The following is a 26,782-nucleotide window of genomic DNA, read 5'->3' as shown; positions in this document are numbered from 1 at the left end:
AGGGACCGCTCACGCTCAACGGCGCTTGCGCTGCGCGGGAACAAGTCGCAGGATCTCCGAAAGCAGTGCAACAGCCCCGGCTTTATCGAGAGGGTTGTTCTTATTGCCGCACTTCGGCGACTGAACACACGACGGGCACCCCGAAGAACACTCGCACGTACGGATCGCTTCACGCGTCGCCTCCAGCCAAAACGGAGCCATCGCATGCGCGCGCTCCGTGAACCCCGCCCCACCGGCGTGGCCGTCATACACAAAAATCGTGGGGGACTCAGTGTCAACATGCATCGCAGTCGAAACACCGCCGATATCCCAGCGGTCACTCGTCACCAGCAACGGCAACAAGCCAATCGCTGCATGCTCCGCGGCATGCAGCGAACCCGGAATAGCGCCAGCCTCCACACCAGCTGAATGCAGGCGGGTCTCAGGAATCGTGAACCACACACCCTTCGTGAACAGTTCACGAGGCTCAAGCTCGAGCGGTTCCTCACTCAAAATCTCGTTAGAAACCAGCGCCTTCCGCTGGAAAGAAACCACCCGCGTCGTCACCAACAGATCCCCATAATGAACGCCGATCTCGCCCCACTTCTCCTGGTGCGTGACGCCCAAAACCTTGACACTAGTGACATCCCGAGCCTGCGTATAGAAGTCAGGTTCAGCCGCGGTCGCGACCACAACATGGTTCTCTTCATCCAAAACATCAACCACATAGCGGCGCCCCTGATGCAGATAAACGGCACCCTCATGAGCCTGATAATGCGCCTGCGAGGAATCCATCGTCGCAATCACAGCACCCGTCTCAGAGTCGATGACCTGCAGCGGGCCGCCACCCACCGAACGCAAATCCACAAACTCGTGAGCCGACTCCGCGTGAACCCAAAACCATCCCGAAGGGCGGCGACGCAAAATACCGCGCTCTTCCAAGTCCTCAACCAACCCCAGAGCGGTATCCCCGAACAACCCGACATCGGCCACGGTCAAGGGAAGCTCGGCCGCGGCCGCCGCCAAATGCGGCTGCAATACATACGGATTCGCCGGGTCAAAAACACTCGCCTCAACACCCGAATCCAGCATCGTTTCCGGGTTATGCGCCAAGAACGCATCCAACGGATCATCGCCAGCGATGAACGTCGCCAAAGAATCCTGCCCACCGCGCCCAGCACGGCCGATCTGCTGGAAGAACGAGGCGCGCGTGCCAGGCCAACCGGCAACAAGCACGGCATCCAAGCCGGAGATATCAATACCCAACTCAAGCGCGGAGGTCGAAGCCATACCCAGAAGCTCACCCGCTCTCAGGGCGTCCTCCAAAGCACGGCGCTCCTGCGGCAAATAGCCAGACCTATACGCAGCAATACGCCGCGGCAGAGACTCGTCGACCTCTTCGAGAAGACGCCGGGCGGAATCCGAAATTGCCTCAGCACCCCGCCGCGAACGGATGAACGCCAACGTCCGAACATGCCCCGAAACCAGGTTCGCCATCAAATCAGCGGTCTCGGCGACCAAGGATCGGCGCAAAAACACGCCGTTCTCACCGCGCCGGTCCGTGAGCGGTGGCTCCCACAACACCAAGGTGGTCTCACCAGTTGCAGAAGTGTCGTGCGTGACCGCCTGCGTGTCCCGACCCGTCAAACGGCCGAACGTTTCGGCCGGCTCAGCGCTTGTCGCGCTCGCGCCCACAACCCGCACGCGAGCACCGTAATGCTCCGCAATCCGCAGCAGGCGCCGCAACAGCACCGCGACGTGGGAACCGAAAACCCCTCGGTAAAAGTGCGCCTCATCCACGACGATGTGGGTCAGTTTCCGCAGGAACGGCGCCCACCGTGTGTGGTTCGGCAGGATCCCGTAATGGAGCATGTCCGGGTTGGTGAGTACGAGGTTGGCGTGGTCCCGTACCCAGCGCCGTTCCTCGGGTGCGGTGTCGCCGTCGTAGGTTGCGGCTCTAACACCGGGTACGTCGAGTTCCAGGATGCTGGTGTGCTGGTCTCCGGCAAGAGCTTTGGTTGGCGCTATATAGAGGGCAGTCGCTTCGCCGCGCCCGCCTGAAAGCACGGTGGCTTCAGCTTCAGCAGTAGCGACGGGGCCAGCATCAGCGCCTGTGGCCGGGTCAGCCGTGTCGTTTGGCGTGCGGGCTACGCGTGCTCCGCGGGTCAGCGCATCGAGCAGGGGCATGAGGTAGGTGAGTGATTTACCGGAGGCGGTTCCGGTCGCGATGATCGTGTCGTTGCCGGCATGGATGAGGTTGGCGGCGTCGACCTGGTGCCGGTACGGCTGGGGGATGCCGGCCTTCTCCCACGCATCGCGGGCGTCGGTGTGGAGCCATTCAGGCCAGGGCGCGTACTCGGCTTCGCGGGAGGGGAGCACCCGGACGTGCCGTAGTGTCTCGGGTTCATCGCCGCGGCCCAGCAAGGGGACCAGTGTCCGGAAATCTTTCATGACTCCTACATCTCTAGTGTCCCTTGCATCTTCCCACAGGCTTGGCCTCTTCCCGCGGCGCTGGTTCCAAAATGGCGCCGGCTGCATAGCGCTCGCCTTAAAAGCGTTGGCGTCGCCCTCAATGGTGAGGGGCGACGCCGTGGCTTGTGACCGTGCTCGCCAGCACTGAGCCAGCGTTAGCTCGTGTGGTCGGTGCGTGCGGTGTCGTCGGCTTCGTCTGGGGTTTCGATCGCGAGCATCGCGCCGAGCAGGGTCCAGCCGAGGTGGTGGTAGAGCTCGTAGCCGTCGGTTGATGCGACGAGGAGGCCGTATTCGGCGTCGGTTTCGGTCGCGACGGATGCGAGGTAGCGGGTCACGAGCGTCCCGTAGCCTTTGCGGCGCTGGTCTGGTGCGGTGACGATGCGGTCGAATACTGCGTAGTCGCCGATGGATGCCATGTGTCCGGATGCGAGGACGGCTCCGTCTTCGCGGCGGTGGAGGGAGACCCAGGTGTGGGCTCCGTCGCGCTTTTCTTGCCAGACGAGGCTGTCTTCGGTGATGGGTGCCTCGACGTCTTGCGCGGCCATCGGGCTGGTCATCATGACTTCGCGGTTAGCGACGACGCGGAGGCCCACTTCGTGGACTTTATCAGGCATGCTGTCGGGGTCTTCGGTGAAGACGGTGAGGCGTTGACCGCTGTGTTCTTGCATCATGTGTGCGAGTTTTTGCAGCAGTTCGTTGTCGGGTTCGTGGACGACGTATTCCCAGTGGGCTTCGTCTTGACCTGTTCGGCGGTAGGCGTGGACTGGTCCTTCGTGGTAGGTGTCGAAGCCCCGGGCTTCGGCCCAGCCTTTGACCCAGGTGCCGATGAGCTCATCGCTTGCAATACCGTTCATGCTTTGAAGCCTACAACCTACTGCGAAGTAACGGGGCTTCTGGTGAAAATATGTCTCTTCCCGCGGCCTGTTTCACAGCATCTATTTAGACTGTTGTCATGGTTTCTCCGGATTTTCCTGTGTTTTCTTCGTCTGAGGATGTTGCTGTGTTGCGGGCTGATCTTGCGGCGGCTCGTTTCACGTTCGATGCGGTTGTTGCGTTGGTGGGCGAAGACGCGATGGATGCGTTGGTCCGTGAGCAACCAGCGGCGGCTCGGTGGGCTGTTGCGCAGGCCCGTGCCGCCGGTACCGACGGCTCGGAAGCGACGGGCAACCCGGAGTCGACGGTCGGTTCGGATGCCGGTCTGGCGTCGCTGGTTGAGGTTTTTGTTTTGGGTGGTGTGGTTGATGCCGCTGAGTTGGCCGCGGCGATGCCGGGTGTTGGCGTCGAGGGTTTGACGCGCCTGGGTTTGGTCGAGCCGGTCCCTGGTGGTGGGGTTCGCGCCGCGGTGGATCTGCGCCCGCACGCGGCGGATGATGGCTTGGAGCTGTGGGTCGCATCGGATGTTGGTGCGCATCATCGTGAGGGTGTTTTGCGTAAGGACCATGTGTTGGGGATTGGTCAGGCGTCGTTGACGTTGGCGGCGAATACGGTGCGCCGTGAGGTTGATGCGGCGTTGGATGTGGGTGTTGGCTGCGGTATTCAGACGTTCCATTTGTTGCGTCATGCCAAGCACGTGACGGCTACAGACCTCTCCGAACGTGCGCTGGCGTTCACGCGTTTCAACGCCCTGCTGAATCATGAGCAGTTGGGTATCGATCCCGCTGATATGGATGCCCGACTGACCTTGCTGCAGGGTTCGTTGTTGGAACCGGTTGCGGGGCGGCAGTTCGATCTGGCGGTTTCGAATCCACCGTTTGTGATCACGCCTCGCACTGCGGGCGAGACTGAGGAGGATCGTTTCACGTACCGGGATGGTGGCCTCCCGGGCGACCAGTTGGTGGAAACTTTGTGGCGCGGCCTGGGCGAGGTTTTGGCCCCGGGCGGTACGGCTCAGATGCTGGCGAACTGGGAGATCCCGTCCGGCGCTCACTGGGCTGAGCGCTTGGATGAGTGGACGCCGGAAGACCTCGAGGCGTGGGTGATTCAGCGCGATGTTGAGTCGCCCGCTGATTATGCGCAGATGTGGTTGCGGGATGCTTCGGAGGATCGTGACCCGGCGGCCGCCCAGCGGCGCTTCGGTGAGTATCTTGAGGATTTCGCCTCGCGCGATGTCGAGGGCGTTGGCTTTGGTTACGTGTGGCTGAGGCGCCCCGAACCGGGCCGCGCGCACGGTGTGGGGCGCGTGTTCGAGGAGATTTTGCGTGAGGTGGATTCTCCTTTGGGGCCGTGGCTTGAGCGCGAGATCACAGCGGCCGATGCATTGGTGGGCGTCGATGTGGCGTCAGTGCGCGCTGTTGTTGCGGATGATGTGACGGTTGAGTCGTATGGCAAGCCGTTGGATCCGCATCCGCAGATGCTGATCTTGCGGCAGGGTTCGGGGCTGCGTCGCACGCATGCGTTGACGACCGAGCAGGCTGGTTTGCTTTCGGCGTGCGATGGTGATGTTCCGGTGGGTGCGTTGGCGGCGGCGGTCGTGGAGTTGACGTCCGGCGGCGCGGCAGATCAGGATGGTGCAGTTCAGGAAAGCGCTACACATCAGGAAAGTGCTGCAACCCAAGAAAGCACAGCGCAGCAGGTGAGTGGTTTGGTTGATTTCGCGGCTGTCTTGTTGCGCCAGGGTTTGCTGGTTCTGGAGTGATAAAGCCTTGGCAGGCGATGTGATTTACTCCACATTGTGGGATAATTAAAGGGTCTGCAGTTATTGTCTGTGGGTTGTCGTTGCGCTAGGGTGTCCTGGCTTGTTCGGGGGTTGTTGTATGTCGCCTATTTCCGATCCGAATGATTCAAAGGTGACCGGCCGTCGCCGGACTTCCGCCGCTTCGGCCGCGCCGGCGAAGGTTGATGTCCTTGCTGGCCCGGCTGCGGATGCAACGGCGACGATCGATGCGGGCGATGGCCGCCAGATTGTGGTGACGGACCCGAAGGCGATCAAGGCGTTGACGCACCGTGCACGGGTTTTGGCGATCGATGAGTTGTTCGGTTCGCGCTCAACGCGCACGGCTACTGAGCTTGCGGAGCTGACGGGGTTGACGCCGTCGGCGATGAGTTATCACTTGCGTGAGTTGGAGCGTTTCGGCCTCGTTAAGCGGGTTTCCCCGCCAGAGGGTGTTGTGAGTGACGGCCGCGAGCGGCACTGGCGGGCCACAGGCGATTCGGTCATGACGGCGTCGAGCGGTGGCCAGCCGACGCAGTTGACGGATTACGCGAAGACGCGGCTGGACGCGTACCGCGAGAAGCTGATCGCGGAGATCGAGTACCGCGAGCAGAACCGTCGCGCTGATTCGGAAGGGCCCGCCCCGGCGTACATGTATTTCGGTTCGTTGTTCTTGGATGAAGAAACCGAGAAAGAATTTCTGCAGCGGCTGAGTGAGCTCGAGGAGGAGTTCACGGCTCGCTCGCGCGAGGCGGAGGATCCGGACGTTCCGCGTCGCCGTACCTATTACTTACTCTCGGGGCTTCCGGACCGTTCGCGTCCGTTCCCTGGCGAGAAGGGGATCAGCCCGATCCCGTTCACGCCCTAAGCAGCTCTCGCTTTGCGCCCGTAACCCTTGCATCCGTAACCCGGCGGCACTGAGTCAGCGACGCGAGCAGAACACGCCCCGAGCAGTCCACGCGGTGTAACGCGTGGCGCAGATTAACTCGTGGTGACAAGCGTGCGATACGTTTGGCACGCTAGGGTTAGGAACTGATGAGGGGCATGCCGTCCGGTGTGTCTCACCTGTCGGGTTTCGAGGAGTGCTGTGCCCGCCACTAAGAATAAAACCGGTAAGAAGCTCGTGATCGTCGAGTCCCCGGCGAAGAGTAAGTCCATTGCCAAGTACTTGGGTGATGGTTTCGTCGTGGACGCGTCGGTGGGTCACATTCGTGACTTGCCGCAGCCTAAAGAGCTGCCTGCGGAGTTGAAGAAGACGTCCGTGGGTAAGTTCGCGGTGGACGTGGATCACGGTTTCGAGCCCTACTACGTGGTGTACCCGGACAAGAAGAAGCGGGTTACGGATCTGAAGCGTGAGCTCAAGGATGCTGATGCTCTGTATCTCGCGACCGATGCCGACCGTGAGGGCGAAGCGATTTCGTGGCACCTTTTGGAGGTTTTGAAGCCTAAGGTGCCGGTGTACCGGATGACCTTCACGGAGATCACCAAGGAATCGGTTCAGCGCGCTCTTGAGAACCTGCGTGATCTGGATATGGATCTGGTGGATGCGCAGGAGACCCGCCGTATTTTGGACCGTATTTACGGTTATGAGATTTCCCCGGTTTTGTGGCGCAAGGTGGGCCCTGGGCTTTCGGCTGGCCGTGTGCAGTCTGTGGCCACGCGGCTGGTGGTTGAGCGTGAGCGTGAGCGCATGGCGTTCGTTCCGGCGGAGTATTGGGATGTTTCTGGTGAGTTCGTTGCGGGCTCTGGCGAGGCATTCCGGGCGCGTTTGACGCAGGTTGACGGCCGCCGTGTTGCTACGGGCCGTGACTTTAACGATGAGGGCCAGCTGCGTCCAGCGGCTCAGAAGGCCGATGTGGTGGTCCTGAAGGAAGCCGATGCGTCGTCGTTGGCTGATGGGCTGGCTGGTGCGTCGTGTTCTGTGGTTTCGGTTGAGGAGAAGCCGTACACGCGTCGTCCTTTTGCTCCGTTTACGACCTCGACCCTGCAGCAGGATGCTTCGCGGAAGCTTCGTTTCTCGTCGCGGGTCACGATGCAGGTTGCGCAGCGTCTGTATGAGAACGGTTTCATCACGTATATGCGTACCGACTCGGTGAGCCTTTCGGGTGAGGCGGTCAACGCTGCTCGCCGCCAGATCGCTGAGCTGTATGGTGCGGATCATGTGGCTCCGAAGCCGCGCGTGTATTCTTCGAAGAATGCTGCCGCGCAGGAGGCTCACGAGGCGATCCGTCCGGCGGGGGATTCGTTCCGCACCCCGGCGCAGGTCAAAAATGTTTTGAGCCCAGATGAGTTCCGTCTGTATGAGCTGATCTGGAAGCGCACTGTGGCTTCGCAGATGGCTGATGCGAAGGGTTCGACGGCCACGGTCAAGGTTCAGGGTGAGGCAGCGGATGGTCGCGTGGCTGAGTTCTCGGCCTCGGGTACGGTCATCACGTTCCCTGGTTTCCTTGCTGCTTATGAGGAAGGTAAGAGCGAGGAGGCGAAGGAGAAGGGCCAGCAGGTTCGGTTGCCTAAGTTGGCGCAGGGTGATGCGTTGACGAGCCAGGACGTTGAGGCGGAGGGCCATAAGACGACGCCTCCGGCTCGCTACACGGAAGCCTCGATTGTAGCTGAGCTTGAGAAGCGTGAGATCGGCCGTCCGTCGACGTATGCGCCGACGATTTCTACGATCATGGACCGCGGTTATGTCACCAAGCGTGGTGGCGCGCTGGTTCCGTCGTGGACCGCGTTTTCGGTGATCCGCCTGCTCGAGGAGCATTTCGGCCAGTACGTGGATTACGATTTCACGGCTCGTCTTGAGGACGACCTGGATAAGATCGCCGCTGGCCAGCTCAAGAATGAGGACTGGTTGTCGTCGTTCTATTTCGGTGACAGCGCTGCCGAGGGTTTGAAGAACGTCGTTGATCACTTGGGCGAGATTGATGCCCGCGCGATCAACTCGATCAAGATCACGGATGACATCACGTTGCGTGTGGGTAAGTTCGGCCCGTATCTTGAGAAGGCTCTGCCTGAGGATGCCGAGCCGGGCAAGGAGCCGTTGCGTGCGAACGTTCCTGAGGATTTGGCTCCGGATGAGTTGACGCCGCAGAAGGCCCAGGAGCTCATGGATGCCGCTGTTGAGGGTGACCGCGAGCTGGGCCGCCACCCGGAGACTGGCCACATGATTGTGGCTAAGGATGGCCGTTACGGTCCGTACGTGACTGAGGTTATTCCGGAGATGACGGAGGAAGAGCTTCAGGCTTATTACGATTCGATCCCGACCGAGTACTACAAGAACGGAAACCCGAAGCCGAAGAAGAAGCCGGCTAAGCAGAAGCCTAAGACCGCGAGCTTGTTCAAGGGGATGAGCCCTGCGACGGTCACGTTCGAAGAGGCCGTGAAGCTCATGTCGCTTCCACGGCACGTGGGCACGGATGCCGACGGTACGGAGATTGTGGCGGCGAATGGTCGCTTTGGTCCGTACCTCAAGAAGGGCATGGACTACCGCTCGCTGCAGACCGAGGAAGAGATTTTCACGGTCACTGAGGAGCAGGCCCGTGAGATCTATGCTCAGCCGAAGCAGCGTGGCCGCGGTGCAGCTAAGCCGCCGTTGGCTGAGTTCGGTGAGGACCCGAACTCGGGCGGCAAGATTGTCGTGAAGTCGGGCCGTTTCGGTGATTACATCACTGACGGCAAGACGAACGTCACGATCCCTCGCGGCACAACCGTCGAGCAACTGACCAAGGAGCAGGCGATCGACTTGCTCATGGAGAAGCGTGCCAAGGTCGCCGCGAAGGGCGGAACGACCGCAAAGAAGACGACGGCCAAGAAGCCAGCCGCACGCAAGACGACCACTCGCAAGACCACAGCGGCTAAGAAAACAACCGCGACCAAACGGACGTCTACCGCTAAGAAGAAGAGCGAGTAGGCCCCGCCGTGCGTCTAGGTGTTTTGGATATCGGCTCGAACACGGTGCATTTGTTGCTCGTGGACGCGTTCCCGGGTGCTCGCCCCACGGCGTTCGCGTCGTATAAGCAGCAGCTTTCGTTGGTTCGCTATCTTGATCCGCGCGGTGCGGTGACGGATGAGGGCCGGCAGGCGCTGTTGTCTTTCGTGGATGAGGCCGTGGATTTCGCGCGCCGTCACCGGGCCGAGGATCTGCTCGCGTTCTGTACCTCCGCGTTGCGTGAGGCGCTGAACGGGCCGGACATCATTCGCGAGGTTGAACGGTTGTCTGGGGTTAAGCTTCAGGAGCTCACAGGCGAAGAAGAGTCGGCGATGACGTTCTTCGCTGCCCGCCGCTGGTTCGGCTGGGGCGTGCGTGACCTTATGGTTTTGGATATCGGCGGCGGTTCGTTCGAGGTCGCGATTGGCCGGAACGAGTTCCCAGACCTTGCGGTGTCGATGCCGTTGGGTGCTGCTCGTTTGACGAAGGATTTCTTGCCGGGTGATCCGCCGAAGAAGGCTTTGGTGGGGCGTCTGCGTGACTACATTGTGGGTGTCATCGAGGAGCCGTTGAACAGGTTCGCGAACCAGGTCGAGCCTGACCTTGTGGTCGCGACGTCGAAGACGTTCCGCACGTTGGCGCGCATGAGCGGTGCCACATCAGAGGCTGACGGCCCGTTCTTGGTGCGGACGCTGTTGTTGAAGGACGTCCGTAAGTGGGCTCAGAAGTTGGTTTCGTTGTCGTTCGATGAGCGGGCTGAGCTGGATGGTGTGTCGCCTATTCGTGCCCCTCAGTTGCTGGCCGGGGCGGTTGCCGCTGAGATGGTCATGGAGAAGCTGGGGGTCAAGGAGGTCCGCATTTGTCCGTGGGCTTTGCGCGAGGGCCTTCTAATGCACCGCTTTGATCGGCTGTTGCGTGATCACGATGTGATCAATGACGAGTACGCTGGTGTTGGGGATGTTGATGCCCTCAAGGAGAATCTTCACCTGGTTCCGCCGGCACGCTAGGAGCTACGTTGTCTGTTGACCCATCGTCGTCTGCTTCTGAGGGTGTCCCCGTCTATCTTTCGACGACGTGCGCGTTCCCGAAGGGCCCTGAACGGGCGTTCCAGTTGGCTCGGGATTTGGGCTATGACGGTATCGAGGTCTTGGTAACCGGTAATGCTACGACCCGAACGGGCGACGAACTGTATGCTCTGGTCCAGCGGTATCAGGTTCCGGTGGCCGCAATTCACGCGCCCACGTTGTTGTTCACGCAGCAGGTGTGGGGTGGCGCGTGGGAGAAGATCCAGCGTTCCGTTTTGCTCGCGCACGAGATGGGGGTTCGCACTATTGTGGTGCATCCGCCGTTCCGTTGGCAGGGCAAGTATGCGACGGGTTTCGCTGAGGGGGTGCGCCGCTCGAACGAGGAGTACGGCGTGGTGATCGCTGTCGAGAACATGTACCCGTGGCGTGCCGCGGGGCAGATGAACAGCAAGATGTACCGTCCTCACTATGATCCGGTGCCGTTGGACTATGACTTTGTGACGTGGGATTTTTCGCACGCGGCGATCGCCCGAGCCGATTCGTTGGCGTCGGTGAAGGCGTTGGGTTCTCGGTTGACGCACCTGCATGTGTGCGATGGGAAAGACAGCGGTAAGGACGAGCATCTTCCGCCGGGGATGGGGACGCAGCCTGTCGCTGAAACGCTGCAGTTCCTTGGGGATTCGGGCTGGCAAGGCTCCGCGACGGTTGAGGTTTCGACGCGGCGGTGGCGCAAAGAACCCGATGGTGTTGAACGGATCCTGGCTGAATGCCTCGACTTTACGCGCACCCACCTGCAAGGTACGCCGCAAAGCTAGCCCCGCATCGTCATGCTTGCCCACTTAAGGCTCTGCGTCCGCATGAAAGGCCCCGCACCTTCATGAAACACTGGGCACATGACTGATATGCGGATTGCTTTTATCGGAACTGGAAACATGAACGGCGCGATCCTCGAGGGCTCGCTCAAGGCTGGCGTTTCGAAGGATTCGGTGGTGGTTACGACCCGGAGCGCTCAGAGCGCTGAGGCGTGGAGCAAGAATCAGGGCATTGAGGCGTTGTCGCAGCAGGAGGATGAGCGCGCGAATCTGCGGGCGGTTTCTGACGCTGATGTTGTGTTGATGGGCGTCAAGCCGCACATGATGGTTGAGGTTTTGACGGAGCTTGCCCCGGAGCTCAAGCCGGATGCGGTGGTTGTTTCGATTGCGGCTGCGGTGAGCGTTGAGCAGCTTGAAGCGGCGGTGGCCGCTGACCAGCCGGTGGTGCGCACGATGCCGAATACCCCGCTTCAGTATGGTTTTGGCGTGGTGGGCTTGGTGCGTGGCACGAACGCAACGGACGAGCACGTTCGCGCGGTTTCCCAGATTTTCGAGGGCGCTGGCCGGGTCTTTGAGATCCCGGAGTCGCAGATTGATGCGTTGACGGCGGTTTCGGGTTCGGGGCCGGCATACGCGTTCTTCTTGGCCGAGGCCATGGCTAAGGGTGGTGCTGAATTGGGTTTGGATCCTGAGTTCGCGCGCGAGCTTGCGGCCGCAACCGTTGCTGGCGCGGGCGCGATGTTGGCTCAGGACGAGCGCGAGCCCGCCGAGTTGCGTCGCGCTGTGACGTCACCGGGCGGCACCACGGAGGCCGCGATCAACACGATGGCGGCCGAGGGCTTCAGCGAAGCCGTTGTGGCTGGCCAGAAGGCGTGCGCTGACCGCGCCGGCGAAATGGCCGGCTGAGCTCGCGTCGCCGAGATGGTCGGCTGAAGCACAGGCTCACGGGCTCACGGGTACAGCCTCGCCGGCTATGGTCGTCCGGCGAACCGTTCGATGAGGTCGACGTGCCCGGACACGATGAGCATGTCGCGTGGCGTGATGAGGGTGTCGGCTTGGGCGTAGGCGAATTCTTCGCCGGGGGATTTCACGCCGAGCACGGTGACCCCGTACTTCTCACGCACACGTGACTGCGCGAGCGTGAACCCCTGGGTTTCTTTAGGCGGCTGCATTTTCACGATCGCGAAGTCGTCTTCGAATTCGATGAAGTCGACCATGCGGCCGCCCACGAGGTGTGCGGTGCGTACGCCGGCGTCGGCTTCTGGGTAGATGACGTTGGTTGCGCCGATGCGGGAGAGGATTTTCCCGTGGGCTGGCGTGATGGCTTTGGCCCAGATGTGTTCCACGCCGAGGTCGACGAGGTTCACGGTGGTGAGCACGGAGGATTCGATCGACGTTCCGACGCCGACCACGGCGGAGCTGAAGTCGCTTGCGCCGAGTTGGCGGAGGGCTTCGATGTTGGTCGCGTCGGCGGCGACTGCGTGGGTCACGCGGTCGGCGAAGTTTTGGACTAGTTCGGGGCTGCGTTCTACTGCGAGGACTTCGCGGCCCATGCTCACGAGCTGTTCTGCGACGGCGGCGCCGAATCGGCCGAGCCCGATCACGAGCACGGGGGAGTGCTTGGGTGTTTGTTGATCAGCCAATGATCGGCCTTTCTTCTGGCAGTTGGTAGAGCTGGCGGCGTTGCCGCAGAGTCAGTGCGGTCGCGAAGGTTACGGTGCCGAGGCGTCCGGTGAACATGAGTCCGCAGAGGACGTATTTGCCGAAGTCGGGGAGCTCGGCGGACAGGTTGGTTGATAGTCCTACGGTAGCGAACGCGGAGATCGTTTCGAGCACGACGTGTTCGAGCGGTGCATCGGGTTTTGCGAAGAGGATGAGGATGATCCCGAGGGTGATGATGCTTGCGGCGAGTGCGGTCACGGCGATTGCGATGCGGAGTGCGGCTTCGGGGAGGCGGCGGCCGAGCACATGGACGTGTTCTGTACCGCGGGCTTCGGCGAGGATCGCTAGGAAGAGGATCGCGAATGTGGTGAGTTTGATGCCGCCTGCGGTGGATGCGGAGCCGCCGCCGATGAACATGAGGGCGTCGGTCACGACCGTGGTTGCGGGGTGGAGGTCGGTTTGGTTGACCAACGCCATGCCGCCTGAGCGGGTCATGATGGAAGCGAAGAGGGCATAGACGATTTTGTCGCTGACGGGGAGGTCGCCGATGGTGGCTTTGTTGTTCCATTCGATGCCGCCCCAGATGACCCAGCCGACGACCACGAGGATGAGTGCGGTCGTGACGGTGAGCTTGGTGTGGAGGTTCCACTTGCGAGCGTGGAAGTGGTGGCGTAGTAGAACGAAGATGACAGGGAAGCCGAGCGCGCCGGTGAACACGCCGATCATCAGCGGGAACAGGATCCACAGGTCGTGGCTGAAGCTGGCGAGGTCGTCGATGTGGGCGGTGAAGCCGGCATTGTTGAAGGCGGAGACGGCGTAGAAGAAGCCGTGCCAGAGCCCGTGGGAGAAATCCTCGCCGCGAATCCAGAAGCGGATGGTGAGGCACAGGGCGATCACGAATTGGATGGCGACTGCCGCTGTAATGACAACGCGTAGCAGCGAGCCGACTTCGCCGAGTTTTGAGGACGCGGTTTGTGACATGGCTTTTTGTGCCATGAGTTTGCCGCGCACACCGAGTTTGCGGGACACCGCTAGCGAAAGCATTGAGGCGAGCGTCATGATGCCGAGGCCGCCCACGAAGACGGCGATGATCATGACGAGTTGGCCGAAGAAGGTCCAGTGTCCGGCGGTTGAGACTGTCGTGAGGCCGGTGACGCAGAACGCGGAAACTGCAGTGAACATCGCGTCGGCGAGGGGGGTTGGTTCGCCGGTGCGTGACGCGATGGGAAGCGATAGTAGGGTTGTGAAGAAGGCGATGCCGACGGCGAACACGAGGATCGTGAGCCGTGCGGGGGAGCTTGCGATGAGTCGGTTGGTGTGGTTCCGCGCTTGGTGCATGCCGCGTAACAGGACGTTGCGTTGCCCGTCCTGGGGGTTGCGGATGTAGCGTGGTGTCATGGAAGCCTTCTGAGGGGTGCGGTTCGCTCGCGCGCGTCATATAGGCGTGCTTACCGGTTCCATTGAACCACCTCGGGACTGTGACAGCTAAGGTGATGAGTGTGATGTCTTCAGCCAACCCTTCGGTGACTGTTGTTTATGACCGGCACATGAGTGCGTACCGGTTTTCTGACAACCACCCTATGAATCCTGAACGTATGCGGATGACTGCTGATTTGTTGGAGCAGTTGGATGTGATGGAGCAGCTGGGTGGCCGTTTTTCGTCGTCGTATTCGGCCTCGGATGATGAGCTGTTTCAGATTCACACGCCGGAGTATGTTGCGGCGGTGAAGCGTGCTCGTGAGGGGCACGCGGATGAGGCTTTCGGGTTGGGTACGGAAGATAACCCGATTTTCCCGGATATCCATGATGCGGCTGCGCGCTTGTATGGGGCTTCGCTGATGGGCGCCGCCCTGGTTTTGGGTGATGCTGGCGTTCCGGTGGTGAATTTCGGTGGAGGTATGCATCACGCGCATTCGGGTAACGCGAGCGGGTTCTGTATTTATAACGATGCCGCGGCAGCTATTTTGCGTTTGCTTTCTTCGGGTGTGAAGAAGGTGATGTATATCGATGTGGATGCTCACCATGGCGATGGTGTGCAGGATATTTTCTATGATGATCCGCGTGTGATGACGGTGTCGTTGCATGAGTCGGGGCGTTCGTTGTTCCCGGGGACGGGGTTCCCGAATGAGACGGGTGGCCCGAACGCGCCGAATTCGGCGGTGAATGTCGCGTTGCCTGCGGGCATTCGGGATAACGGGTGGTTGCGCGCGTTTACAGCGATTGTTCCAGCTGTTGCGCGGGCGTTTGAGCCTGAGGTGATTGTTTCTCAGCATGGGTGCGATGGCCATGAGCTGGATCCGTTGACGAACTTGCGTTTGAGCATTGATGGTCAGCGGCAGACTGCGATCGAGATCGCCTACCTCGCGCAGGAGCTGACGGAGAACCGTTGGCTCGCCACGGGTGGCGGCGGTTATGACATTGCGCGAACGGTTCCGAGGGCATGGACGCATCTGGTTGCGGTTGCGGCTGGTAAGCCGTTGGATGTCGAGACGCCGGTGCCGCAGAAGTTCCGTGACTACATTTCGGAGCGTTATGGCGTTGATGCTCCGGAGAAGATGGGCGACGAGGCCGAGCTGTGGTGGCGCGGCTGGGAGATGGGCTATGACCCTGCGGACCCGGTTGACCGCGCGATCATGGCTACTCGTAAGGAAGCGTTCCCCGGTTTGGGGCTAGACCCTTGGTTCGACTAGTTCCTTGGTTCGACTAGACCTTGATTCACAACTTTGGGAGCGCGGCGTGCGTGTCGCCCTCCCTTTTTCATGCCTTTTGGGGCATATGCTGGTTGTGTGGCGCAGGATATTTTCCATGTTTTGAGTGATCCGACTCGCCGCCAGCTCGTGGAGTTGTTGGCGGCGTCAGATGAGTTGAGCGTGTCTGATTTGGTGGCTTCAGTTGATGCGAGCCAACCAACGGTCTCGAAGCACTTGAAGGTCTTGCGCGATGGCGGTGTTGTGGAGACGCGGGCGGACGGCCAGCGGCGTTTATATTCGTTGGTGCCGGATGCGCTGGTGGATGCGTTGGAGTGGGTCGCCCAGGTTCACGATGCTGCGGCGGGTTCTGTTGGGGAGGCCGAGGTCTCCGGTGGGGTCGAGACCGCCGATGCGGCGGCTGCGGATGAGCAGATTGAGGCTGGCCAGGCGGCTGTTGAACAGGCAGCGGTTGAACGGGCTGAGGATGTTCCGGATGATGCGGCGCACCGGATCGTTCAGAACGTGGGCCGGCAGATTGAGTCTGTGACGGAGAAGGCGCAGACGTTTTTCCAGCGTTTCGGACGCAGAAAATAGGTTTTTCCCTGTATCTCAGCGGCTTCTGGCGGCATAAACCCTTATTCTGCGCTGATTCTCATTCGACACACCAGGCACCTGAATTCACACTTGGCACTTCTGCAACGTAAACTGTCATTCAGAGTCGGCCTGGCGTAGGTGGAATGGTGTGTTTCCGTTCCGGTTTCTGTTCAGGGGCGCGGCTTTGTCACTTCACTAGGAAGCAGAGGTCCACTTCATGAATGAACCCAGCAACTTCTCTGATGCGCGTTTCATGACCGTCGCAGAGGTCGCGGACGTAATGCGTGTATCTAAGATGACCGTGTATCGCCTGGTTCATTCTGGCGAGTTGCCTGCGGTTCAGTTTGGTCGCTCTTACCGTGTCCCGGAGTCTGCGGTGCGGCACTACCTTGGTCAGGCCATGACGCAGAACGTTCAGCAGAACCGTCAGACGGGTACCGCCTGAACGTTCTGAGGGTGCGGCGTTGAGGCCTCGAATCGCGCCGTGGTGAACTTCCTGTAAACTGGGGTGAATGGTGCCCGCGGGTGCCACGATTTTTGTCAGGCCGATGTGGGACGGAAAGGAGCATCGATGGGTTCCGTCATTAAGAAGCGCCGTAAGCGTATGTCGAAGAAGAAGCACCGCAAGCAGCTGCGCAAGACGCGCCACCAGCGTCGCAACAAGAAGTAAGCAGCTTTCGAGCTTTCTACGTGGGTCCACCCTGTGGGTGTGGCCCACGTTGTGTTTAACACGCGGTATGTTTAACGGTCAGTGTTGAAACAGCTGTTCCAGTGGAGGGTGAGCGAGTATGAAGCTTGAGTTGTACACCAAGCCGGGGTGTCATTTGTGCGAGGCGGCCCGCGCCACGATGGATGAGGTCACGGCTGAGTTCGGGATCGCATGGGACGACGTGGACATTTCTGCCGACGCGGAGCTTATGGACCGCTTTGCGGAGGAAATCCCGGTGCTCATGGTGGATGGAGTACAACGGGATTTTTGGCACATTGACCCGGAAAGGCTTCGGCGAATCCTCGCAGGATAGTAAAGCCATAAGAAAAACGGCAGAGTCCTCGACGTGAAAACTTCGAGGGCTCTGCCGTTTAAAGACCGAGCAGGACGCAGCAAATCGGGCGTTATCGAAACGTTATGTAGACAGTAATTGACCGTGAGGTAAATCACGTATATATCTTTATCTAGCACCACCTGGTGCATTTTATAAAGTCACTGCCTCCTCGTGGGGCCTTGCTCAAAAGGATGACGACATGAAGATGAAAAAGCTTTGTGCCGCTCTAGCCGTGGTTGCAGCCGGAATCGGTTTCGCTCAGCCCGCGCAAGCCGCCGCTAAAGACTGCGGCACCAATCTAGTTTGCTTGTTCGAACATAAGGACTTCGGAGGACTTCTAGGATCTCGCCGAGCGGGGTTGAGTCTGATGAATCTCTCGGACCGAGCGAATGACAAGATGAGCTCATGGATGAACCGCACTAGCCGGAACGCCGCTTGGTACCAGCACGCTGATGGTAAAGGTAAGTGTTACACCATGCGGCAATACTCGATTCAAAACTATGTCGGGTGGCCAGCTAATGATACTGCTACGTCCTGGCGGACGAATCGCGGCTGCTAACTGTTTTTACCGGTTTCCGGGGTGCAGTTAGCTAACTGCACCCCGGCCTTTTTAAAGAGGCATGATGACTGTTGTGACTGTGGAAAACGTCCACAAGTATTTGGGTGTCGGCGCTCAGCGCACGCACGTTTTGCGAGGTATTGACCTTCAAGCTTCGGCCGGAGAGTTTGTTGGGTTAGCAGGTAAGAGCGGTTCAGGTAAAACAACCCTTTTGCGTGCTATTGCTGGCTTGATTCCTCTGGATAAAGGCCGGATTGATGTTCTTGGCGTAGATGTAGGTCAGGCCAGTGAGGCGCAGGTTCTGGACCTGCGGCGTAACGTGGTCGGTTTCGTGCACCAGGATGACCTGTTGATCCAGGAGTTGACGGCTGCTGAGAACGTGATGCTCGTGTTGTCTGCAGCGGGTGTTTCACAGCGTGATGCCGAAGCTATGGCTAGGGATTCGTTGACTCGTGTGGGCTTGGGTGAGCTGGTGGACCGGTACCCAGCTGAGCTTTCCCGCGGCCAATGCCAGCGCGTCGGTATTGCGCGTGCGCTGAGCGGCGATCGGCGTGTTCTGCTTGCTGATGAGCCATCAGCTGCATTGGACACTGAGAACTCTCATGCGATGTTCGGTCTGTTCCGTGACCTAGCAGAAGCTGGTAGCACGGTGATCGCTACGAGCCATGACCCGATCATGAACGAGTACTGCCATACCGGCTATGCCTTGGTTGACGGGCGTATAGAGGCAGGTGAGGTTCGTGGTGGGTAGATATGTAGAGAAGATCCTCGGTACAAAGGGCCGATATCGCTTTGTGCTTGTGGTGCTAGCCGTAGTGGTAGGTATGCTGAGCTGGGCAGCGACAGCTGACCGGCAAATGTCAATGAAGCCTGCTGATGATGCCCAGATGCAGTTTGGAGACAGGGCAGCGCTACTACAGATTCCTCTTTATGCAAATGCCGGAGAGAAGGAATCTGTGCGGTCGGTATTGAACCGGCCTGGGGATGGCGTGATTGCTGTAGCCACCTCTAGTGACCTGTATTTGGATACTGATCAAGAGCGTCGTAGGGCCATGAGCGAAGGAGATTGGCCACACATTGGTCAGGAGTTCGGGTATAGCCTCACTTCTGGGCGGTGGGCTGATAAGCCCGGCGAGGTCGTAGTTGCCGGAGAATCCGATCTCTCGGAGGGAGAAACGGTAACCGGGTTAGGAGGAAATGTAAACCTGACGGTTGTGGGTAAAGCCGAGCATAGATTCCTTCCGAGACTGGAAACGCTTCTGGCGTTCCCGGGTACGTGGAACACGATTGACCCTGCTGCAGCGGAGATCAGCGCTGCAGCCATATCGACAACGTTGTATTCCGGCACTCTCACTAACAGCGAAGCTTTCGAGGAGTATGTTTATTCGCATCTTGATGAGAAAACGGCGGCGCAGCTCGACTCACTTGACGGTGTCACGTTGGGGGACGGGTTCATAACTCGTTCTCTTGTTGAAGACCGCCCTCACCGTGGAATAGCTGATCAATACTCCTTTGTGTTTGGTGTATTCGCACTCCTTTTGCCGGTGTCCCTTGTCGCTTTTTTGTGGGCCTGGTCTAAGAAACTTCTAGCGCCAGTAAATAAGCAGTTGTATACGCTGGGTGTGAATCCAGCGCCTTTGTGGAGAGCTACCTTCAGAAAGATCGGGCTTGCTGTCGCCCTTGCATCTTTACCGGGCATGGCGTTGGGGGTTGGCGTTGCTTGGTTGGTGGCTCCGGCACTGGCTGATCTCGTAGGCATTCAAGGCCCGGGGCCGCAGATTCCAACGAAGTGGTTGGCCGTCATCGCAGTTGGGGTGATCGTCAGTTTCGTGGCGGGTGGCATCATTACGCGTCCGCGAGTAAGCCGCTCAGTTACCGTGGGTGCCTCCGCAGACAGAGCCCAACGGGCATTTTCTTCCAAGAAATTGTTTTGGGGTACGGGTGTCGCGGCAGTTCTCACGCTGGTAGGCGTGGGTGCTGCATCCATGCAACTGGGAATTGATGTTCTCGAAACGTGGGCGCCACTTCCGGTGGCTGCGTTGTCTTTGTTCTTGTCATTGGCAATTACTGGTTATGTGAGCCGAAAATCCCCTATCAAACCACGGCCGCTCGCGCAACGACTAGCTACGTACCACCGAGCCTTGACAGTCTTTGCTATCGCTCTGCTCAGCATCGCTATCGGCAATCTCATGTTCAGCTCGACTTTTGCTCAAAGCATCACGGCTGCCGAGAAAAAGTCATTGATCTCACCGTTGCCTGACGATCAATTCGGTGTTGAGCAGGAGCACCCGAACGGGCTTAAAGCTAGCGAGAAGACAGTCAACGACCTCGCGCATAAGCTCGGGCTCAAGGAGCCGGTGGCAGTGACAACCACGCGCGGCGAGTTCGACGTCATAGAAGGAGTCTTCGGCGCGTACGGCATCAGCGCTGTTGATGATGCGGACGCTCTTGGGAGGATTCTTGGTCGTGCGCTAAGTAGCGAAGAAGCCGCCACCTTAGATAAGGGCGGTCTGATTGTGCGTGACTCGGCGTTTCTAGACGGATCTCAAGCTCGCATATTTTCAGAGAACCTTCCAGATGGTGAGCTACTCCCAGCAGTTCAAGCAGATTTCGGCGAGCACTGGGAAACAAACGCCGCTGCATTCATGCTTACTAAGACAGCTAAAGATCACCGGCTATCGCTTGAAGGTTTGAGGTGGGTCTTCACTGACCTGTCCGAATCGCAGCAGAAAGAGCTGCTGGCAGAGGCGTTAGACAGCCGGATTTCCCGCGATCTTTTGCAGGTTCCTCTCAAGCAAGAAGCGAGCACGCCAAGCAACGTCTATTTCAGCTTGGCGTCCGCGTTGATCGGCTCCTGTGTGATCGTGATCATGGTGAGCCGCACTAACGCGAAGAGCTTGGAAGCATTGAAATCAACGTTTTGGACGCTGGGCCTGCCGGCCTCGTGGCAACGCTGGGTGCTCAGATGGAGCATCGGCAGCATTGCGGTCAAAGCGTTCGTGCTGGGGCTGATTGCTGGTCTTGGGCCCGCAGCCCTGATCTCACAACTCATGGGTGAAGTGCTGCCTTTCACCATTGACTGGATGACCATCCTGTATGCTGCGGCAGCACTCGTTTTCGGATCGATTGTGGGCCTACTCATTGTGGGGCTATCGAGTCAGAAGAACAACGCTCACGCCTAGAAAAGAGGAATCTAAAATGGGCTGGCGGACACCCCCTTTCAGGGTGTCCGCCAGCCCATTTATTGTGGCGCGTTTATTGTGGCGTGGTTCTACCGGCGGTAGAGGCTCATTCGTTTGTAATCCCGGACTGCCCGGTACCAGCCGCCAGCTACGGCCCAGCAGATGATCGAGATGAGCGGCAGAACAGCCGTCATCATGCCCCAGGACGGTGCGCTCAGCGAGCCGATGATCGTCAAAGCCAAAGTTATCGAGGCCCCGACGATACCGAAAATGCGCCAGCCGTTGCTGCCCCTGAACGCCAGGATGCCCGCGATCAGAGCGAAAACACCCACAACAACCAGGAACACACCAATGAGAGGCACCATGGCTTTGACAGAGCTGATGAACTGTTCCTCGCTAAGGCCCTGCTTTGCTGCCTCCATAAACACTTCAGGTCCCAGCGCCTGCCGCAGCTCCTGGTCGCTTACTGCGCCGATAGCCGCAATGACGACGATCGCACCAACGATCGTGAGGGCAGCCCACAACCAGGCCGCGATTGAAGCGAACACAACACTTGCTGGTCGCTTGGGTGGGGTTGTCGGAATCGAGTCGGCCGAATAGTTACCCCAGCCAGCAGACTGTGCGCCATAGGGGTTCGGGGCGGCCTGAGGAGGCTGCGGCATGGGGCCGTCCCAGCCGAAGTTCTGCGGTTCCTGTGCAGGTGGCTGCTGAGAAGCCGGCGGCGGGGTGTTCGGTTGATTCTGGCCGTACGGTTCCGGTGCGTTAGGCGGGTGAGGGGTGTTCGTCATGTTTCCTCAATCGTCGTTTGTGAAGGGAAAGTTTTCTGCTTAGCGGCGGGCACGCTTGAGTTGTGCTTGTTGCCGAAGCCACGCGTTTGTTGCCGGCATCGTCCAGCCAACAATGATGATCGCCATGCATGCAAGCCACACGACGGCCACCAGCGGATTGCTGACGATGCTGAAGAGCGCCACGACACTAGCCAGAGCGGCCAGAATGACGCCGATGATCCGCCATGCGCGGGAGCCGGCGATGATGAAAATTGCGGCAACCGAGAGCAAAGCGCAGAACACGAGGATCGCGATACCCGTGTTCCGCATGAATCCCAGAAGGGCTTCGTAACCGCCGATCTGATCCAGGCCTGCATAGAAAGACTCTAGGAACTCTGGCGGCATTTCCTCGGTGATGATGCGTTCGAGTTCCTGTGGCGTGAAGTTCGAGGCCATCAGAAGACCGAAGCTTGAAAGAAAGCCGAAAGCCGAAAAGACCCACGCGAGTACGCATCCAGCGATCAGGAGCCCGGGGCGGCGTGCAGGCTGCTGTTGCCACGGGTTGTTGACCGGCCACCCGTTCTGGTCGTAACCGAATTGAGGTTCTCCCCAACCTGGCCCCGGGTGTGAATCCCAGCCGCTCATAGCGTTATAGCTACTCTGTTGCGGATCCGGCGTTGGTCCCTGCTGATTGACTGGTGGCGGGTAGCTGCCCGGCGGCAGGTCGTCGCGCCGGACTCCATAACGCGGCTCATCAGAGGGATCACCGCCACCCCACTGGGGGTCGCGGTCACGGTTAAAGTCAGGGGTTTCGCTCATGCCTCCATCGTACTGGCACGAACGAAACCCCTGAATGATGAGAAACAAGAAAGATGTGAACCCCGGAAGGTCACGAAAGCAAGGGACGAGCCTTAGGCCTCGGCCTTGACGAACTCCGCGTCGATTTGCAGGCTGACCTTGTCAGCAACCAGAACACCGCCGGCTTCGAGTGCAGCGTTCCACGTCAAGCCGAATTCCTTGCGGCTCAGCTCTGCGGTTGCTTCGCCACCGGTGCGGGTAGCGCCCATCGGGTCATCGACAACGCCAGCGAAGTCGATGTTAAGCGTAAGTGGCTTAGCGGTGCCGCGGAGCGTGAACTCACCCTCAACGGTCAGGTCGCTGCCTTCGCCGGTGATCTTGGTGGAGACGAAGTGGGCCTTCGGGTAGTTCTCCGTGTCAAAGAAATCTGCAGAACGCAGGTGCTCATCGCGGCCTTCGTTGGAGGTGTCCACGGAAGCGACGTCGATGGTTACCTCGAGCTTGGAGTCTTCGAGCGTTTCGCCCACGGTCAGTACGCCGGAGTCAGCGGTGAAGCGTCCGCGGGTGCGGGCGATCGCTGCGTGGCGAACCGAGAAGCCGATCTCAGTGTGTGCGGCATCCAGGTTCCAGGTGCCTGGGGTCAAGTTCAATGGAAGTGCGCTCATCGCGGCCTCGCCTTCATAGGGTTAATTCATAAGATTGACAGGTCAATGATTGATGTATCAACTACTTTAGTTGAGGGACAACTATTTGTCTACCCAGCCAAGTGAACTGCGGGCTCAAAGGATGCAAAAAACAACCTGAACGTTCACTGAATCTCCACCCGCGCGCTCCCTCTGAGAGAATAGGCACCATGTCCCATGCTGTTGTCCACCTTGTCCGCCACGGTGAAGTCGAAAACCCTCACCGCGTGCTGTACGGTCGCCTGCCCGGATACGAGCTCTCAGAACGCGGCCACGCCATGGCCCGCCTGGTTGCCAAACACTTCGCGGAACAAAAAGAACACGGAACCAACTTCGTGTCACTCATCAGCTCCCCGCTGATCCGCGCACAACAAACCGCAAACCCCATCGCACAGGCGCTCGAACTCCCGATCACAACCGAGCCCGGCGTGATCGAAGCCGAATCCAAACTCGAGGGCTACAGCAACATCAAAGACACCCTGCTGAGCACGCCGCGCCTCTGGCCGCTCGTGCGCAACCCGCTCACCCCATCGTGGGGAGAGCCCTACGCCCACCAGGCAACCCGCATGGCACAAGCCATCAGCCGACACCGCGACCAAGCCGTAGCCGAACACGGCCCGGGCGCCAACATCGTCGTTGTATCCCACCAGCTACCCATCTGGGTCACCCGCCTAGCAACCGAAGGGCGCTCCCTGGCGCTCAACGCATTCCGCCGCGAATGCACGCTCGCCTCGGTCACCTCGATCTCGTTTGACCGCAACGGCAACGCCGTAGACCTCACCTACTCAGAACCAGCAGCAGAACTCCTCCCTGGAACCGTCAACGTCCCAGGGGCATAGGTACATGGATCACACCGGAATGAACGCCTCAATCACCCCAAACCCACGCTACGGACGCCGCGCCGTGCTCGGATTCATGCTCGCAACAGCAGCCGCAGGGCTCGCCGCATGCTCCACCGAATCCAGCAACCTCGCCAACCAAAATAAAGAGGGCAGCGGAAAAGGCTACGTAGCCGGCGACGGCTCCGTGAGCGAATACGCCCCCGAAGACCGCGGCGAACCCGTCGAATTCACAGGTGAAACGTTCAGCGGAACCAAGATCGACGCCGCAAGCTACGCGGCGGGCGATGTGCTGGTCCTGAACTTCTGGTACGCCGCGTGCTCGCCGTGCCGAGTGGAAGCGCCAGCGCTCAAGGCAGTCGCAGACGAGTTCAAAGACAAAGGCGTAACGTTCCTGGGCGTCAACGTGCGCGATGAAAAAGCCGCAGCAGAAGCCTTCGATAAAACCTTCAAGATCCCGTACGAATCCGTCCGCGACCTCGAAGGTGGGGTCCTGCTCGCGCTGTCCCAATACGTCCCGCCACAGGCCGTGCCTACAACACTCGTGCTGGACCCGAACCGCCGAGTATCCGCACGCGTACTGGGCGTTGTTGAAGAGTCCACCCTGCGCGCTCTCATCAAAACCGCGCAAGAGACCCCCGCTGACACCAAATGATCAGCACCGTACTCGCGGCGGCAACAGCGGCCGCGGCCACTGCATCGGCGGCAGGCGCAGCAGGTAACCAGGCCGCCGCATCGATCGCTGACGGCTCACTGCTGGTCGCGTTGCCCATCGCGGCGCTCGCCGGGCTCATCTCCTTCTTGTCCCCGTGCGTGCTGCCGCTTCTGCCTGGCTACATGGGGTACGTGACCGGGCTGACCGGCATGGAACTCAACCAGCATAAGCGCGGCCGCGTGTTCGCGGGCATCGGTCTGTTCGTTTTGGGCTTCTCCGTGGTCTTCGTGCTGATCGGCGTTGTGTTCACACGCGCCTACATATGGATGCTCAACGAAGGCCAGTGGGTCACCCAGGCGCTCGGCGTTGTTGTCGCACTGCTCGGTGTGGTTTTCATGGGCGGTTTCGGCTTCATGCAGCGCGAACGCCGGATCAGCAAACGCCCGCCCGCCGGGCTGTGGGGTGCCCCGCTGCTGGGCATGACATTCGCGCTCGGCTGGGCACCGTGCATGGGGCCAACGCTGGCGGCGGCGCTCGCCCTGACGACTGGCCCGAACGCGAACGTTCCTCGGGGCGCTCTGATTACGTTCGTGTACTGCCTGGGCCTAGGGATTCCGTTCTTGCTGGTCGCGCTGGGCCTATCCAAGGTCACGCGCGCGGTTTCGTTCTTCCGTAAACATCAGCTCGCCGTGATGCGCACAGGCGGCGTGATTCTGATTCTCTTGGGGATTGTGATGGCTTCCGGCTTGTGGAACACCTGGATTGCCGAGCTGCAGAACTGGTTCGCTAACGAAGTGAGGTTGCCGCTGTGACCAAGAAGGACGCCGTGAAGAAGGCGCAGCAGAAGCAGCTGGCGCCTGCTCTTGGCCCGCTAGGCATGTTGCGGTGGGCGTGGACCCAGCTGACAACCATGCGCACCGCGATGGTGTTGCTGATGCTACTCGCTGTTGCTGCGGTTCCGGGCTCCTTATTCCCGCAGCGCAATCAGGATCCGGAAGGTGTTGCTCAGTACATTGCAGAGCACAAGGTCGCTGGCCCGATCTTGGACAAGCTGCAACTGTTCGATGTGTTCACGTCCGTATGGTTCTCGGCGATCTACCTGCTGTTATTCGTTTCGCTGATCGGGTGTGTGATTCCGCGTGCCCGTCAGCACGCGCGAGCAACCGTGCGCCCGCCGGCACGAACCCCGGCTCGGCTCAACCGGATGCCGGTCAACGGCGTGATCGAGCTCGAAGCGGACCAAGGCGATAGCGAGGAGATCGCGCAGAGCCTGCGCACCATCTTGCGCAAGCGCCGCTACCGCACCGCGATCGAGGAGCGCGACGGGCAGCTCTCGGTTGCCGCTGAACGTGGCTACTTGCGTGAATGGGGCAACCTCACGTTTCACGTTTCTCTGATCGGCGTGTTGGTCGCCGTCGCGCTGGGTGGCTTGTTCGGGTACAACGGTCAGCGCATCATCGTTCAAGGTGAGGGGTTCACCAACACGCTCATCGCTTACGACCAGATCTCGCCAGGCCAGCGGTTCAAGGCAGAGAACCTGCAACCGTTTCAGCTGAAGCTTAAAGATTTCAAGATCCAGTTTGACCGCCAAGAGCGTGCCGACGGCAAGTACGGCCAGCCGATCGACTACGAAGCGAACCTTGAGGTACGACGCAGCCCGGACGCCGAATGGACGAACGAAAAGCTCAAAGTGAATGAACCGTTGCGTGTTGCTGGCACGGACATTTACTTGCTCGGTAACGGCTACGCGCCGATGATCACGGTGACGGATGGGGAAGGCAACGTTGCGTTCTCCGGCCCGGTTGTCGCTCAGCCGCAGGACCCGTCCTACATGTCTCTAGTGGTTCTGAAGGTCCCTGACGCGAAGCCGAGCCAGCTTGGGTTCCAGGGTTTCTTCCTCCCGACCACGGTTGTAGGTGACGACGGGGTCTCGTATTCGGGTGACCCAGAGGCGCTCGCGCCGTCGCTGAACCTGGACTCCTACTATGGCGACCTCGGCCTTGAGACGGGTGCACCGCAGAACGTGTACGTGCTCAAGACAGACAAGATGACGCAGTTGAACTCGCGCAAGCTCGATGCGGGCGGCATCGTCCTGGGTCTGAACCCTCAGAACCGCGAATACGAGTTGCCGGAAGGTAAGGGGACCATCCGTTTTGACGGCTTGAAGCGGTTCATCGGCATCGAGATCCACCACGACCCGGGTAAGCCGTGGCTGCTCGGGTTCTCGATGCTCGCTGTGGCTGGTTTGTTGGCGTCGCTGTTCATTCCGCGCCGCCGCGTATGGTTCAAGGTTTCAGAGCCGTCTGAAGACGGCAAGCGTAGAATTGAATATGCACTTCTTGCCCGCGGTGAGGACCCGCGTTTGCAGACTGAGGCGGAAGCACTGGTGACAAAAGTTTCCGGCCGCTATGCAGTGGCTGAGTGATGGTGCTGATCACCGAGAGAAC

At 59.8% G+C, this 26,782-nt stretch carries 25 protein-coding genes; 18 read left to right on the top strand and 7 right to left on the bottom strand.

The genetic code is table 11. From position 1 onward, the window contains the following. Positions 1-15 precede the first annotated feature (15 nt). Positions 16-2,430 (bottom strand): DEAD/DEAH box helicase, encoded by a 2,415-nt coding sequence (locus tag JOD50_RS02445; RefSeq protein ID WP_204880276.1) that lies wholly within the window; start codon positions 2,428-2,430, stop codon positions 16-18. 176 nt (positions 2,431-2,606) lie between these two features. Then, on the bottom strand, positions 2,607-3,305 hold the full coding sequence (locus JOD50_RS02440) for a GNAT family N-acetyltransferase (RefSeq protein WP_204880275.1): 699 nt from the start codon (positions 3,303-3,305) through the stop codon (positions 2,607-2,609). A 98-nt stretch (positions 3,306-3,403) separates the two neighbouring features. Here JOD50_RS02440 and JOD50_RS02435 point away from each other — a divergent pair, with 98 nt between their 5' ends. The 6 genes from JOD50_RS02435 (at position 3,404) to proC (ending at position 11,769) form a co-directional block, all read left to right on the top strand. Continuing rightward, a complete protein-coding gene (locus tag JOD50_RS02435; RefSeq protein ID WP_204880274.1) occupies positions 3,404-5,086 on the top strand; it encodes a DUF7059 domain-containing protein in 1,683 nt (560 codons plus the stop codon). Between the two features lie 118 nt (positions 5,087-5,204). Next, on the top strand, positions 5,205-5,969 hold the full coding sequence (locus tag JOD50_RS02430; protein ID WP_204880273.1) for a winged helix-turn-helix domain-containing protein: 765 nt from the start codon (positions 5,205-5,207) through the stop codon (positions 5,967-5,969). 219 nt (positions 5,970-6,188) lie between these two features. Then, positions 6,189-9,008 carry a type I DNA topoisomerase gene (gene topA / locus JOD50_RS02425; RefSeq protein WP_204880272.1) on the top strand — a complete coding sequence of 940 codons (2,820 nt, stop codon included), beginning with the start codon at positions 6,189-6,191 and terminating at the stop codon, positions 9,006-9,008. A gap of 8 nt (positions 9,009-9,016) precedes the next feature. Then, entirely contained in the window at positions 9,017-10,033 is a 1,017-nt protein-coding gene (locus JOD50_RS02420; RefSeq protein WP_204880271.1) for a Ppx/GppA phosphatase family protein, read from the top strand. An 8-nt stretch (positions 10,034-10,041) separates the two neighbouring features. Next, complete coding sequence (locus JOD50_RS02415; protein ID WP_204880270.1) at positions 10,042-10,866, top strand: sugar phosphate isomerase/epimerase family protein; 825 nt, start codon at positions 10,042-10,044, stop codon at positions 10,864-10,866. A gap of 78 nt (positions 10,867-10,944) precedes the next feature. After that, entirely contained in the window at positions 10,945-11,769 is an 825-nt protein-coding gene (proC, locus tag JOD50_RS02410) for a pyrroline-5-carboxylate reductase (protein WP_239541499.1), read from the top strand. A 65-nt stretch (positions 11,770-11,834) separates the two neighbouring features. Here proC and JOD50_RS02405 read toward each other — a convergent pair whose 3' ends face one another. Continuing rightward, positions 11,835-12,473, bottom strand: coding sequence for a potassium channel family protein (locus JOD50_RS02405; protein WP_101630443.1), 639 nt, complete (start codon positions 12,471-12,473; stop codon positions 11,835-11,837). A gap of 25 nt (positions 12,474-12,498) precedes the next feature. After that, complete coding sequence (locus JOD50_RS02400) at positions 12,499-13,923, bottom strand: TrkH family potassium uptake protein (protein WP_204880269.1); 1,425 nt, start codon at positions 13,921-13,923, stop codon at positions 12,499-12,501. A 104-nt stretch (positions 13,924-14,027) separates the two neighbouring features. Here JOD50_RS02400 and JOD50_RS02395 point away from each other — a divergent pair, with 104 nt between their 5' ends. The 8 genes from JOD50_RS02395 (at position 14,028) to JOD50_RS02360 (ending at position 20,593) form a co-directional block, all read left to right on the top strand. Then, positions 14,028-15,215 carry an acetoin utilization protein AcuC gene (locus tag JOD50_RS02395; RefSeq protein ID WP_420825523.1) on the top strand — a complete coding sequence of 396 codons (1,188 nt, stop codon included), beginning with the start codon at positions 14,028-14,030 and terminating at the stop codon, positions 15,213-15,215. A 96-nt stretch (positions 15,216-15,311) separates the two neighbouring features. Next, on the top strand, positions 15,312-15,809 hold the full coding sequence (locus JOD50_RS02390; RefSeq protein WP_338051974.1) for an ArsR/SmtB family transcription factor: 498 nt from the start codon (positions 15,312-15,314) through the stop codon (positions 15,807-15,809). Between the two features lie 217 nt (positions 15,810-16,026). Continuing rightward, positions 16,027-16,254, top strand: a complete 228-nt coding sequence (locus tag JOD50_RS02385) for a helix-turn-helix domain-containing protein (RefSeq protein ID WP_204880267.1) — start codon at positions 16,027-16,029, stop codon at positions 16,252-16,254. 126 nt (positions 16,255-16,380) lie between these two features. Then, the gene (locus JOD50_RS02380) at positions 16,381-16,479 is read left to right on the top strand and encodes a 30S ribosomal protein bS22 (protein WP_009882927.1); all 99 of its coding nucleotides are present in this window, start codon (positions 16,381-16,383) and stop codon (positions 16,477-16,479) included. Between the two features lie 118 nt (positions 16,480-16,597). Continuing rightward, entirely contained in the window at positions 16,598-16,831 is a 234-nt protein-coding gene (locus tag JOD50_RS02375; RefSeq protein WP_204880266.1) for a glutaredoxin family protein, read from the top strand. A 220-nt stretch (positions 16,832-17,051) separates the two neighbouring features. After that, positions 17,052-17,411: a peptidase inhibitor family I36 protein gene (locus tag JOD50_RS10680; RefSeq protein WP_204880265.1), complete on the top strand. Its 360-nt coding sequence runs from the start codon at positions 17,052-17,054 to the stop codon at positions 17,409-17,411. A gap of 61 nt (positions 17,412-17,472) precedes the next feature. Further along, positions 17,473-18,162 (top strand): ABC transporter ATP-binding protein, encoded by a 690-nt coding sequence (locus JOD50_RS02365; protein ID WP_204880264.1) that lies wholly within the window; start codon positions 17,473-17,475, stop codon positions 18,160-18,162. Positions 18,163-18,274: 112 nt separating this feature from the next. Further along, positions 18,275-20,593, top strand: a complete 2,319-nt coding sequence (locus JOD50_RS02360) for an ABC transporter permease family protein (protein WP_204880263.1) — start codon at positions 18,275-18,277, stop codon at positions 20,591-20,593. Positions 20,594-20,682: 89 nt separating this feature from the next. On the opposite strand, the gene JOD50_RS02355 is transcribed toward JOD50_RS02360, so the two are convergent. From JOD50_RS02355 to JOD50_RS02345, 3 genes are all read right to left on the bottom strand, one after another. Beyond that, positions 20,683-21,381, bottom strand: a complete 699-nt coding sequence (locus tag JOD50_RS02355) for a hypothetical protein (RefSeq protein WP_204880262.1) — start codon at positions 21,379-21,381, stop codon at positions 20,683-20,685. A gap of 39 nt (positions 21,382-21,420) precedes the next feature. Further along, positions 21,421-22,179 (bottom strand): MFS transporter, encoded by a 759-nt coding sequence (locus JOD50_RS02350; RefSeq protein ID WP_204880261.1) that lies wholly within the window; start codon positions 22,177-22,179, stop codon positions 21,421-21,423. A 92-nt stretch (positions 22,180-22,271) separates the two neighbouring features. Next, positions 22,272-22,823 carry a YceI family protein gene (locus JOD50_RS02345; RefSeq protein WP_204880260.1) on the bottom strand — a complete coding sequence of 184 codons (552 nt, stop codon included), beginning with the start codon at positions 22,821-22,823 and terminating at the stop codon, positions 22,272-22,274. A gap of 188 nt (positions 22,824-23,011) precedes the next feature. Here JOD50_RS02345 and JOD50_RS02340 point away from each other — a divergent pair, with 188 nt between their 5' ends. Genes JOD50_RS02340 through resB form a run of 4 tightly spaced genes read left to right on the top strand, consistent with a single transcriptional unit; the run spans position 23,012 to position 26,760 of the window. Then, positions 23,012-23,680 carry a histidine phosphatase family protein gene (locus tag JOD50_RS02340; RefSeq protein ID WP_204880259.1) on the top strand — a complete coding sequence of 223 codons (669 nt, stop codon included), beginning with the start codon at positions 23,012-23,014 and terminating at the stop codon, positions 23,678-23,680. A gap of 19 nt (positions 23,681-23,699) precedes the next feature. Further along, the gene (locus JOD50_RS02335; RefSeq protein ID WP_239541497.1) at positions 23,700-24,335 is read left to right on the top strand and encodes a TlpA family protein disulfide reductase; all 636 of its coding nucleotides are present in this window, start codon (positions 23,700-23,702) and stop codon (positions 24,333-24,335) included. Further along, the gene (locus JOD50_RS02330) at positions 24,332-25,147 is read left to right on the top strand and encodes a cytochrome c biogenesis CcdA family protein (protein ID WP_204880258.1); all 816 of its coding nucleotides are present in this window, start codon (positions 24,332-24,334) and stop codon (positions 25,145-25,147) included. Before JOD50_RS02335 ends, JOD50_RS02330 begins: the two co-directional genes overlap by 4 nt. Beyond that, on the top strand, positions 25,144-26,760 hold the full coding sequence (gene resB, locus JOD50_RS02325) for a cytochrome c biogenesis protein ResB (RefSeq protein ID WP_338051973.1): 1,617 nt from the start codon (positions 25,144-25,146) through the stop codon (positions 26,758-26,760). Before JOD50_RS02330 ends, resB begins: the two co-directional genes overlap by 4 nt. Positions 26,761-26,782: the final 22 nt, after the last annotated feature.

It is taken from the genome of Pseudoglutamicibacter cumminsii, from assembly GCF_016907775.1.
In the GTDB taxonomy this organism is placed as follows: Bacteria; Actinomycetota; Actinomycetes; order Actinomycetales; family Micrococcaceae; genus Pseudoglutamicibacter; species Pseudoglutamicibacter cumminsii.
Note: the sequence above shows the minus strand (reverse complement) of the source record. Positions and strands in the feature narration are given on the sequence as shown.

Bases quoted from the DNA above. Each gene is read 5' to 3' on its own strand.
- proC (WP_239541499.1), top strand. From the start codon at position 10,945: ATGACTGATATGCGGATTGCTTTTATCGGAACTGGAAACATGAACGGC.
- JOD50_RS02430 (WP_204880273.1), top strand. From the start codon at position 5,205: ATGTCGCCTATTTCCGATCCGAATGATTCAAAGGTGACCGGCCGTCGC.
- JOD50_RS02435 (WP_204880274.1), top strand. From the start codon at position 3,404: ATGGTTTCTCCGGATTTTCCTGTGTTTTCTTCGTCTGAGGATGTTGCT.
- JOD50_RS02330 (WP_204880258.1), top strand. From the start codon at position 24,332: ATGATCAGCACCGTACTCGCGGCGGCAACAGCGGCCGCGGCCACTGCA.
- JOD50_RS02365 (WP_204880264.1), top strand. From the start codon at position 17,473: ATGATGACTGTTGTGACTGTGGAAAACGTCCACAAGTATTTGGGTGTC.
- JOD50_RS02445 (WP_204880276.1), bottom strand. From the start codon at position 2,430: ATGAAAGATTTCCGGACACTGGTCCCCTTGCTGGGCCGCGGCGATGAA.
- JOD50_RS02345 (WP_204880260.1), bottom strand. From the start codon at position 22,823: ATGAGCGCACTTCCATTGAACTTGACCCCAGGCACCTGGAACCTGGAT.
- JOD50_RS10680 (WP_204880265.1), top strand. From the start codon at position 17,052: ATGAAGATGAAAAAGCTTTGTGCCGCTCTAGCCGTGGTTGCAGCCGGA.
- JOD50_RS02355 (WP_204880262.1), bottom strand. From the start codon at position 21,381: ATGACGAACACCCCTCACCCGCCTAACGCACCGGAACCGTACGGCCAG.
- JOD50_RS02395 (WP_420825523.1), top strand. From the start codon at position 14,028: ATGTCTTCAGCCAACCCTTCGGTGACTGTTGTTTATGACCGGCACATG.
- JOD50_RS02375 (WP_204880266.1), top strand. From the start codon at position 16,598: ATGAAGCTTGAGTTGTACACCAAGCCGGGGTGTCATTTGTGCGAGGCG.
- JOD50_RS02350 (WP_204880261.1), bottom strand. From the start codon at position 22,179: ATGAGCGAAACCCCTGACTTTAACCGTGACCGCGACCCCCAGTGGGGT.
- JOD50_RS02440 (WP_204880275.1), bottom strand. From the start codon at position 3,305: ATGAACGGTATTGCAAGCGATGAGCTCATCGGCACCTGGGTCAAAGGC.
- JOD50_RS02340 (WP_204880259.1), top strand. From the start codon at position 23,012: ATGTCCCATGCTGTTGTCCACCTTGTCCGCCACGGTGAAGTCGAAAAC.
- JOD50_RS02335 (WP_239541497.1), top strand. From the start codon at position 23,700: ATGAACGCCTCAATCACCCCAAACCCACGCTACGGACGCCGCGCCGTG.
- JOD50_RS02360 (WP_204880263.1), top strand. From the start codon at position 18,275: ATGAAGCCTGCTGATGATGCCCAGATGCAGTTTGGAGACAGGGCAGCG.
- JOD50_RS02380 (WP_009882927.1), top strand. From the start codon at position 16,381: ATGGGTTCCGTCATTAAGAAGCGCCGTAAGCGTATGTCGAAGAAGAAG.
- JOD50_RS02400 (WP_204880269.1), bottom strand. From the start codon at position 13,923: ATGACACCACGCTACATCCGCAACCCCCAGGACGGGCAACGCAACGTC.
- JOD50_RS02385 (WP_204880267.1), top strand. From the start codon at position 16,027: ATGAATGAACCCAGCAACTTCTCTGATGCGCGTTTCATGACCGTCGCA.